9 protein-coding genes are annotated in these 9,963 nt (G+C 42.0%); 7 read left to right on the top strand and 2 right to left on the bottom strand.

What is annotated here, in order from left to right:
* Positions 1 to 125: 125 nt before the first annotated feature.
* Positions 126 to 575, bottom strand: a complete 450-nt coding sequence (locus ACQKIC_RS08215; RefSeq protein ID WP_402874867.1) for a YtoQ family protein — start codon at positions 573 to 575, stop codon at positions 126 to 128.
* Positions 576 to 704: 129 nt separating this feature from the next.
* Between ACQKIC_RS08215 and ACQKIC_RS08210 the strand changes: the two genes are divergently transcribed.
* The 5 genes from ACQKIC_RS08210 (at position 705) to murC (ending at position 7,307) form a co-directional block, all read left to right on the top strand.
* Complete coding sequence (locus ACQKIC_RS08210) at positions 705 to 1,214, top strand: hypothetical protein (RefSeq protein WP_407407254.1); 510 nt, start codon at positions 705 to 707, stop codon at positions 1,212 to 1,214.
* Between the two features lie 139 nt (positions 1,215 to 1,353).
* On the top strand, positions 1,354 to 1,665 hold the full coding sequence (locus ACQKIC_RS08205) for a thioredoxin family protein (protein ID WP_402874874.1): 312 nt from the start codon (positions 1,354 to 1,356) through the stop codon (positions 1,663 to 1,665).
* Between the two features lie 56 nt (positions 1,666 to 1,721).
* Entirely contained in the window at positions 1,722 to 2,522 is an 801-nt protein-coding gene (locus ACQKIC_RS08200) for a DUF1444 domain-containing protein (protein WP_402874971.1), read from the top strand.
* A gap of 380 nt (positions 2,523 to 2,902) precedes the next feature.
* A complete protein-coding gene (locus ACQKIC_RS08195; RefSeq protein ID WP_402874877.1) occupies positions 2,903 to 5,722 on the top strand; it encodes a DNA translocase FtsK in 2,820 nt (939 codons plus the stop codon).
* A gap of 280 nt (positions 5,723 to 6,002) precedes the next feature.
* Positions 6,003 to 7,307, top strand: coding sequence for a UDP-N-acetylmuramate--L-alanine ligase (gene murC, locus ACQKIC_RS08190; protein ID WP_402874880.1), 1,305 nt, complete (start codon positions 6,003 to 6,005; stop codon positions 7,305 to 7,307).
* Between the two features lie 69 nt (positions 7,308 to 7,376).
* On the opposite strand, the gene ACQKIC_RS08185 is transcribed toward murC, so the two are convergent.
* Positions 7,377 to 8,489, bottom strand: coding sequence for an aminopeptidase (locus ACQKIC_RS08185; RefSeq protein ID WP_427590646.1), 1,113 nt, complete (start codon positions 8,487 to 8,489; stop codon positions 7,377 to 7,379).
* A 224-nt stretch (positions 8,490 to 8,713) separates the two neighbouring features.
* Here ACQKIC_RS08185 and ACQKIC_RS08180 point away from each other — a divergent pair, with 224 nt between their 5' ends.
* Both ACQKIC_RS08180 and ACQKIC_RS08175 read left to right on the top strand, forming a co-directional pair.
* The gene (locus tag ACQKIC_RS08180; protein WP_402874888.1) at positions 8,714 to 9,223 is read left to right on the top strand and encodes a DUF948 domain-containing protein; all 510 of its coding nucleotides are present in this window, start codon (positions 8,714 to 8,716) and stop codon (positions 9,221 to 9,223) included.
* Between the two features lie 46 nt (positions 9,224 to 9,269).
* Complete coding sequence (locus ACQKIC_RS08175; protein ID WP_427590645.1) at positions 9,270 to 9,851, top strand: YtxH domain-containing protein; 582 nt, start codon at positions 9,270 to 9,272, stop codon at positions 9,849 to 9,851.
* Positions 9,852 to 9,963: the final 112 nt, after the last annotated feature.

Genomic DNA, 9,963 nt, shown 5'->3' with positions numbered 1-9,963 from the left:
AGAGACCCAAGCTCTTAATCTTGAGCAAAATTCCAAGAAAATATCAAAAGGGATTCGGAATGAAACCATTCCGAACCCCTTTTGTCTACAAACTGAGCACTCCATAAGAGTGCCTTTAACTTCATTCATTTTCCATCTTCGAATATATAAGAAAGGACTTTTAAGGCTTGGTTCACCGATTCGACTGTGACGCTTGCTTTTTCAGATAATTCTTTTAGCGCGTGGTGATGGGATTCTGGGCGGATCAAGATAAGTGGTTTGCCAAGTGAGACCGCGGTGCTTGCATCCATGGCAGTATTCCACTGCTTATATTTCTCTCCAAATAGGGCAACGACAAGGTCAGCTTGCTTCATCAAAAGACCTGTACGCAAATTATTGATTTGAGAAGCTGCCATATCCTTTAAAACGGGGGTCGGCTGTTTCCCCAGAATATCTTCCCCGATATTATCGGAGCGTTCATGATTTTCCATTGGGCCGACAAATTCTAAAGGAAGCTTTAAAGCGGCCGCCTTCTCTTTTAATTCACTTCTCCAATTTGAATGGATTTCTCCAGCCAGGTAAACCGTTACTTTCATGATGATCCTCCTTATTATCTAATTTGCTTACATTGTATCATGTTTTAAGAAAATGGATGGATTTCATAAATTAGGATATAAGTAAAGACAAGAGGGTAACGGTAGATTGTTGAAAAGGAGGAGGAATTCTTGAAGGTCCCACCCCAAAAAAAAATTCTGATCGTCTTTTTGATGAGCATCCTGGCAGTCGGTTGTTCAGGCATTGAAAGGCAGGTGGATAAGGCCGTGACAGCAACGGTTTCCGCTTTTCGGGATGAAGCGCCGCAACCGAATACAAAAGTGGGGCTTATAAAGGTGTATCTGCCTAAAAATTTCAAGATAGAAGAGGAACATGAGAATAACTTGATCCTGAAAAGTGGTCAACAGGCTTATATATTATTTGTCAATCCAAATGAAAACAGCGAAAGCTCGCAACTATTTTTGACGGCAAAGGAGCAGAAAACTCATTATTTGACACTGGAATCCTTTCAGAATGATGATAAGTTCGGTTTTATTTCCATCATGGAATTATCGGAAGAGAAATATGAGCTTTCCGTAGGAAGCGGCGGGGTCAAGCTCACAACCAAGACGGGGAAAGAGGATTTAAAGGATGAGGCGGAGAAAATGATGGAAATCGTTTCTTCCGTTCCACAGAGGTGAAAGAAGGTCCGGCGTACCCATACCGGACCTTTTGTGCTCTCTATTACAATCCGTATTGATGGTTGATTGAAGCGGAGTCTGGTATGATGGAATTATAAAATAACTAGATGGATTTCATAAGAGCTGGAGGAATAATAAGATGGAAAACTTACAAACTGTTGAACAATACGATGCATTAAAAAATGAAGGAAAACATATTTTCCTTTTCTCGGCAACATGGTGTGGCGATTGCCGAGTGATTGAACCAATCCTACCGGAAATAGAAGCGAAGTTCCCTGAATTCACGTTCATTCATGTAGATCGCGATAAATTCATCGATGTATGCGCTGCTAATGATGTTTTTGGAATTCCTAGCTTCATCGGATATGAAAACGGTAAAGAGCTAGGCAGATATGTGAGCAGGGACCGTAAAACACAAGAACAGATTGAAGAATTCATTTCATCATTATAATGAAAGGTCCCCTTCTTTAGGGGATTTTTCAATGGATAGGAGGGTCAGCCATGAAAATGGATAGCATAAAGCTGAAGAACATATTAAAAGAACGCTTAGCGGATGAAAATCGTACGTTCAAATTCGATAGCCAGAAGGACACGTTACGGATCGAAAATATAAAGACCGGTAAAGGCATCACGGTTGAACTTCCACCGGTGCTTGCAAATTACGAAAATATCCAAGAAAAAGCCATTGATGAAGTCATCTATTACGTAGATGAGGCACTGAATGTAATGGGGGAAGAACATAGCATGGAGGGCAAGGAGAAATTCATTTTTCCTGTGATCCGTTCGACTTCTTTTCCAATGGAGGCAGAAGAGGGCAATCCCTTTTTGTTCGACGACCATACGGCGGAAACACGTGTCTTTTATGCGTTGGATTTGGGCAAGACCTACCGTTTGATCGATGAGAAAATGCTCAAGCGCGAAGACTGGCAGGGAGATAGGATCCGGGAGATTGCCCGTTTCAACGTCCGCTCCCTCTCGACTAAATTGAAGTCGGATATCGTAGCGGGGAACACCTTTTATTTCTTGAATACAAATGATGGCTATGATGCGAGCCGGATTCTTAATGAATCATGGCTTCGTGAAATGAAGGAAAAGATATCGGGGACCATGGCAGTGGCCATTCCTCATCAAGATGTCATCATCATTGCCGATGTGCAAAATGATACTGGCTATGATGTACTCGCACAAATGGCGATGAGCTTTTTCGCCAGTGGCCACGTACCGATTACGGCGTTATCTTTCCTTTATGAGGAAGATGAGCTAGAGCCGGTCTTCATTATGGGTAAAAATAAAAAGCGTGAACAATAAGTAAGCGGATGGATGAATAATGATAGGGCTCCTGTCTCTTTGGATGGATTTCCAAACTCGGCAGGGGCTTATTTTGTTATACCCTAGGGAATATAATATTTTGTATTAAAACTTAATCTCATTGTAAACTCTGTTTAACAGAGGTGTTTTAATTAAATAGTAGACTATATAATTAGAACGTGTTTAAACTCATATGAAAAGGGGTTTAAATAGGTTAAGAGTTATGTGAAATTGGGATGATTCCTGCAGAAATTTGCAAAAAACTACATATATATCCCTATTAACCTTAATTTCTCTCGATATTTCAAAAAATACTGGTAGAATTAGTTACATAATTACAGATAGTAGAAAGAGTGATAGGTTTGAAGTGGCTAAATAAAATGAAAAAGTGGTTCCAAGCAGAGGAAATTATTGAGATTGAAGAAATAATAATAGATGAACCGATCGATAAAGAGACTTTAAAGAAGATGGACTTTTCTAAACTTCCCAAGACAAAGAAGGAAGAAATCGAAGCATACAATCAAACGGTGGCAAAAATGTCCCAAACGAAAGATCCGGATACGAAGATCTTGTTTCAATATCCAAAAGGGGAATTTAAATTCCCTCTGATACCTGATAAGGAACAACGTGTGAGAAAGCCTAGGGAAAAGAGAAGAGAGGAGCGGGAGCATAAACAGGATACGGAATCTTATGAATCCAAAAGGCCTAAGCAGAGTCCCGAGCAGAAACGGAAGAACGCTGAACGGATCGCTACTCAAAAGATCCTGCCATCCAATACCCCATTCCGACCGACGGAAATCCCCTCACCTGTTTATGGGTTTCGGCGACCGGAAAAAAAAGTGGTCAAATCGGTCGAATTTGAATTAGAGAGCAAATTTCCTGTTCTTAAAAAAGAAGAGCCTGAGGTTCCAACGATTATTCCGAACGAGGTAAAGGAAGAGGTTTATGAGGAATTGACCCGTGAACCTTCCGTTCTTGTACCAGAACAGATAGAGGAAAAAAAAGAAGAAGCCATTTCCGAGGTTCCTGCCTATATGCGCCGGAATGAGGATACGGACCCCAAGGCGGCGACAAGTGAACAGGAACCAGTTGCTTCAGAATTTCCGGTAGACCAAGAAGTTGAAGAGCAAGAAACGGAGCAAGTGGAATTTGGGCAGGAAGTGGCGGTCGGGATAATGGAAGCCGTTGAACCTACTGTCGTTCCAGCCGAAGAAGGTAAGCCTGAGGCCCCGGCATATATCGCCGAGGATCCTGTTGATCCCGAAGTCCTTGATCAGGGGACGGAACCGAAAACCGAGGAATCGCCTAAACGCCCGAAAAAGCATATCCCCTTTAATGTCATGATGTTAAAGCAGGATAAAGAAAAGGCTACATTCCTAAATCCTTTTAAAGCGGAAAAAAAAAGCCCTGAAATCGAAAGGGGAGTAGTGGCTGTTGAAACGAGACCCACTGAAAAGCCTGTAACATCATGGACTACGTTGGAAAGCGAACCCATTCCCGTTGCTACAGGAGTGCAGGTTGAGGAAGAAGCCATTCAAGAACGGATGGATACACCTGAACCACAAAGGGCTGAGGAAGTTCGGTATGAACCCGTAACTCCTTCGCTACCTGAGCACGAGAAACAATCGCATTTCGAGACGAACGAGGTTCCCATTTCTCCGGTTATTCCAGAAGCGGAAGTTGTTGAACATGAAGAAAAACGGGAGGTTGCTGTTCCAGAGCCTATGGAAGCAGCCCATCCCGTCAGTACGGGACTAGTCGATTCTGTAGAAGATGAGGAAAATCCGTATTATGTATTTCCAAAGATCGAGTTATTGACTCCTCCCACATATGCCGAACATGATGATGAGTGGCTCGAAGAACAGACCGTATTGCTGGACGAGACACTGAAAAACTTCAATGTCCGGGCAAAAGTCGTGAACGTGACGCAAGGTCCGGCGGTCACTCGTTTCGAGGTCCATCCTGAACCGGGTGTGAAAGTGAATAAAGTGACGAACCTCATGGATGATATCAAGTTAAGTCTGGCGGCTCAGGATATGCGAATGGAAGCTCCCATTCCAGGTAAGCATACCATCGGCATTGAAATTCCGAATCGGAAGAGCAAGCCTGTATTTTTGCGTGAGGTTTTGGAGAGTACTGAGTTTCAAGAGCATGAATCACCGCTCGCTGTTGCGCTGGGACTAGATATTTCAGGCCAGCCGATCATCACCGATTTAAGAAAGATGCCGCATGGCCTGATTGCGGGGCAAACGGGATCGGGAAAAAGCGTGTGCATCAATACGATGTTGGTTAGTTTACTGTATAAAGCAACGCCTCAGGAACTGAAATTGATGTTGATTGATCCAAAAATGGTTGAGCTTGCTCCATATAACCAAATTCCCCATTTGGTCAGTCCGGTCATCACTGATGTGAAAGCTGCCACTGCGGCCTTGAAATGGGCAGTGGAGGAAATGGAACGCCGCTATGAACTATTTGTCCATGCAGGAGTTAGGGATATCAGCCGTTTTAATGACCAGGCTGAAAAAGCCGGCCAATATTCCAATAAGCTGCCATATATCTTGGTAATCATTGACGAATTGGCCGATTTAATGATGATGTCCCCGGCAGATGTCGAGGAAGCGATTTGCCGCATCGCTCAAAAGGCCCGTGCTTGTGGCATTCACTTAATTGTGGCGACACAGCGTCCGTCCGTGGATGTTATCACTGGTTTAATCAAGGCGAATATCCCGACTCGAATCGCTTTTTCCGTTTCATCCCAAGTCGACTCGCGAACCATCATTGATAGCGGTGGGGCAGAGAAACTGTTAGGAAAAGGGGATATGTTGTTTGCGGAAAACGGTTCATCAAAAACGGTCCGTCTGCAAGGGACTTTTGTAAGCGATGAAGAAATCGATCAAGTGGTCAATCATGTGAAACTGGAACAGAAGCCAAAATATTTATTTGAACAAGAAGATTTGTTGAATCGTGCCCAAGTGACGGAAGAAGCGGACGAGTTATTCTTTGAGGCATGTGAATTCGTCGTTCATCAGCAGGCCGCTTCGGCTTCTAGTGTCCAAAGGCGTTTCCGAGTAGGATACAACCGTGCAGCTCGTCTGATAGAAATGATGGAACAGCAGGGCGTCGTTTCTGAATCGAGGGGAAGCAGGCCACGGGATGTACTGATTACCGAGGAAGAACTTGAATTTTTACACGTAAATTAAGAGAACCTATACTAGGGTTCTGTATATAATGTGAAGGGCGAGATATAAATTCTAAAGCGAATGGAATAGAAAAGCCAATGATTTGATAAAATGGCATCTCCCTGACATGGATGTATGAATAAAAAGGTGATATAATATATTTTTGTCGATGAATAAATAAAAAGTACGTATAAAAACCTAGGCGAAAAGTACAATTCGAGCAAGTTTTCGTAATGAAAAAACAAATAAACATGACGTCATATACTGTCATACAGATAGACGATTGGTGGAGGTTCGTTATATGACTGCTTACCATTTTGTGGGTATCAAAGGTTCGGGAATGAGTGCGCTTGCTCAAATATTGCATGATATGAATATTCAAGTGCAAGGTTCCGACTATGAAAAAGAATTCTTTACACAAATAGCGTTAGAAAAAGCTGGGATAAAAATCCTTCCTTTCAACGAGGAAAACATTCAGCCTGGAATGACCATCATTGCAGGTAATGCGTTCCCGGATACCCATCCGGAAATCGTGAAAGCAATGGAACTTGGTTTACCAGTGATACGTTATCACCGTTTTCTTGGTGATTTCATGAAGACCTTTACAAGTGTTGCCGTTACCGGGGCACATGGTAAAACGTCGACTACAGGCTTGCTGGCCCATGTCATGGGTGGTGCCAAACCAACATCCTATCTGATTGGGGATGGAACTGGAAAAGGAATCGTGGATTCTACTTACTTCGTATTTGAAGCATGTGAATACCGCCGTCACTTCCTTTCTTATTATCCTGATTATGCAATCATGACGAATATTGACTTCGATCATCCAGATTACTATGCCAATGTGGAAGACGTGTTCGAGGCATTCCAAACGATGGCCCTACAAGTCAATAAAGGGATCATTGCATGCGGGGACGACGAGCATTTACCGCATATTCAAGCAAAAGTACCGGTCATTTTTTACGGATTTGCGGAAGGAAACGATTTTCAAGCGAAAAATGTTTCCGTCACTCCGGAGGGAACGACATTTGATGTGAATGTGAGAAACACGTATTACGATACTTTCTCCATTCCGACTTTTGGCAAGCATAGTGTGTTGAATGCTTTAGGTGTCATTGCACTGTGTAAATATGAAAACCTGGATACGGAAGCCGTGAAGGCTCAGTTACTCACTTTTGAAGGCGTAAAACGCCGGTTCTCCGAAAAGGAAATGGAGAGTCAAATCATCATTGATGATTATGCCCATCATCCTACAGAGATTTCAGCAACCATTGACTCAGCGCGTCAAAAATATCCAGAGCGTGAAATAGTAGCGGTCTTCCAACCGCATACTTTCTCAAGAACGCAAGCATTCCTGGATGAGTTTGCCGACAGCCTGAATCTAGCCGATAAAGTATACTTATGTGAAATCTTTGGATCTGCCCGTGAACATCATGGAAAACTATCGATTGAAGATCTTCAGGAGAAAATTCCTGGTGCCGAGCTTATTACAGAGGAAACAACAACGCAATTACAAAAACATAAAAACAGTGTAGTCCTATTCATGGGTGCAGGGGATATTCAAAAATTCCAGGCTGCTTATGAGGAGTCGCTGCAAGTTAAATGAAAAATGACCAACCCATAAATGGGTTGGTCATTTTTTATGGAATCACAAGCATGATCTGCTTGAAGTAGGTCATTTTAAATTTTCTGGATTTAATGATTCAAGTTCAGGTAGAACAAAGCGTCCATCTTTTCGGATCAGCACATCGTCAAAGTAAATTTCCCCACCGCCGTATTCAGGGCGCTGGATATTGACTAAGTCCCAGTGAATACTCGAATGGTTGCCATTAAAGGCTTCATCATAACATTGTCCAGGGGTGAAGTGAAAACTTCCATCAATTTTCTCATCAAAGAGGATATCTTGCATCGGATGTAGAATATAAGGATTTACACCGATAGCAAATTCACCGACATAACGGGCGCCTTCATCTGTATCAAAGATTTTGTTGATGCGTTCAGTATCATTGGCCACCGCCTCAACAATTTTTCCATCCTTGAATGTTAACTTCACGTTTTCGAAAGTAAAGCCCTGATAAGGAGATGGAGTATTGTAAGAAATGACCCCATTAATCGAGTCCTTAACAGGTGCTGTGTACACCTCACCATCAGGAATATTCAGTTCACCTGCACATTTGATGGCTTTAATGTCCTTGATGGAGAAAGATAAGTCTGTCCCGGGACCAGTTAAGCGGACTTTATCGGTCTTATCCATCAAATCAACAAGGCTATCCATGGCTACGCTCATTTTTCCATAATCGAGATTGCAGACTTCGAAATAGAAATCTTCGAAAGCTTCTATACTCATTTTGGCTAATTGAGCCATAGAATTCGTCGGGTAACGGAGCACGACCCATTTCGTTTTAGGAACGCGGATATTTCTATGTACTTTTCCGATCGTTTGACCATGAATCGCCATTTTGTCTGCGGGCACATCGGATTGCTCATTGATATTATCTCCGGCACGAAGCCCGATATATGCATCCATCTGGCTCATCACGTTCGCTTCGAATTCACCCATCATCTTGTATTGTTCTTCCTGTGCACCCATTAATAAGGCGCGATCCACTTGATGGTCCTTTAAGAGGACGAATGGGTACCCATCAGCTGCATACGCTTCTTTTACAAGGGCGTTGACCAGTTCGCGTTGCAATCCAAAGTTTTCTATCAAGAGTTTTTCACCCTTTTGGAGTTTCACTGAATAATTTATCAGATTATGTGCAAGTATCTCGATTCTAGGATCTTTCATGTAGAATACCTCCAATATTTAGTTTTATTATTCTATCATACCTGATTAGCTGTAGAAATTTCATCCATTGGTCTCAATTAGTCGAAATTTTCCGCTATCAATATTTCCAAAACAGGTATAGATAGGGTATATTCACAAATTAAATACGTTTATAATAACGGGGAAGGGGTAATTAATAACTAAACAGTTACTAAATATGTCGATTTTTTTTCGGAGGTGTTCCAATGGAGATCATATTATACGTAAGTGCTGCAGTGGCAGCAATCGCTTTCCTGGTCCTTGTTATCTTCTTAACAAAGGTACTCACATCACTACAAACTACCTTGGACAGCGTGGCCCGGACGCTGACGGGACTTGAAAGCCAAATGCAAGGCATAACGGTTGAAACTACCCAGCTACTACATAAAACAAACTCGTTAGCAGAAGACTTGCAACAGAAATCTGAAAATCTGAACACAGTGGTGGATGCAGTGAAAGATGTAGGGACTTCCATCTCTAGCTTCAATACATCCGTCCAAAAGGTTTCTAATAAAGTGCAGGCAGAAATCGATAACAACCAAGAACGAATTTCCCAAATCGTTCAATGGAGTAACGTGGCCATGGAAATCCGTGATAAATGGAAGGCCAGGAACAAGCAAACCGCTCCAACTGCATATGAACAGGCAGAGATAGAAAGAGAAGCACTTGAAACAGATAACCTACCAAAAAAAAGGTTTTTACGATCTAGATCTTAACACCAGGTAAATAAAAAAATTCCCAAATTTGAAAGGAGAATGTTACATGACGCAAAAAGAATATCCTACAAGCGAATATCAAAAATCATACGAGGAAGCACGCGATTCCATCAATTCGAAGGACTTCATGATCGGCGCCTTGATCGGCGGAATGATCGGAGCGGCTACAGCTTTATTCATGGCTCCGAAAACAGGCAAGGAATTAAGAAATGATTTCAACGAACAAGCTAAGAGCCTTTCCGAGAAAACAGAGAAGCTAAGACAAACCGCGATGGAAAAAGGTACGGTTTTGGCTGATACCGCTAAAGAAAAAACAGGAACGGTTACTGAATTGGTTTCTAGTAAATCTTCAGATATCGTCAATAAAGTGAAGAACTTAAAAACGGGCAAAGAAGAAAATGGCGATGCAGCTAATGATACTACGAACTCAAGCAATAAGGATATTGATGTAACGGGAACTTCCGATTCGAAAATCGTAGCCGTTGAAACCAATATGCCTGAAAGTAAAGACAATAAGTCAAAAAATACACAAGCCGACCCGACTAGCGGAAACAAAAATACGGCAAAGCTAAAATTAGATGAAGCAAAAAAAGCTTTTGATGAAACCGAAAATAAATTAAAAAAATAATGTATGCTTCAATCGCTCAATATTTGCGAAGGTATGCACAATAATTGTCAAAAAAGACGATGAAGTGGTACGATGACTTCATCGTCTTTTTTCTGAAATCGAAAGGGGTTAA

Origin of the sequence: Peribacillus sp. NPDC046944 (genome assembly GCF_050272735.1) — a bacterium.
In the GTDB taxonomy this organism is placed as follows: domain Bacteria; phylum Bacillota; class Bacilli; order Bacillales; family DSM-1321; genus Peribacillus.
The sequence above is the reverse complement of the archived record's forward strand: the minus strand, read 5'-3'. Positions and strand labels throughout refer to the sequence as shown.

What these genes read in the sequence shown, in the direction of transcription:
- ACQKIC_RS08175 (WP_427590645.1), top strand. Translation starts at nt 9,270, where the DNA reads ATGACGCAAAAAGAATATCCTACAAGCGAATATCAAAAATCATACGAG.
- murC (WP_402874880.1), top strand. Translation starts at nt 6,003, where the DNA reads ATGACTGCTTACCATTTTGTGGGTATCAAAGGTTCGGGAATGAGTGCG.
- ACQKIC_RS08180 (WP_402874888.1), top strand. Translation starts at nt 8,714, where the DNA reads ATGGAGATCATATTATACGTAAGTGCTGCAGTGGCAGCAATCGCTTTC.
- ACQKIC_RS08185 (WP_427590646.1), bottom strand. Translation starts at nt 8,489, where the DNA reads ATGAAAGATCCTAGAATCGAGATACTTGCACATAATCTGATAAATTAT.
- ACQKIC_RS08205 (WP_402874874.1), top strand. Translation starts at nt 1,354, where the DNA reads ATGGAAAACTTACAAACTGTTGAACAATACGATGCATTAAAAAATGAA.
- ACQKIC_RS08195 (WP_402874877.1), top strand. Translation starts at nt 2,903, where the DNA reads ATGAAAAAGTGGTTCCAAGCAGAGGAAATTATTGAGATTGAAGAAATA.
- ACQKIC_RS08200 (WP_402874971.1), top strand. Translation starts at nt 1,722, where the DNA reads ATGGATAGCATAAAGCTGAAGAACATATTAAAAGAACGCTTAGCGGAT.
- ACQKIC_RS08215 (WP_402874867.1), bottom strand. Translation starts at nt 575, where the DNA reads ATGAAAGTAACGGTTTACCTGGCTGGAGAAATCCATTCAAATTGGAGA.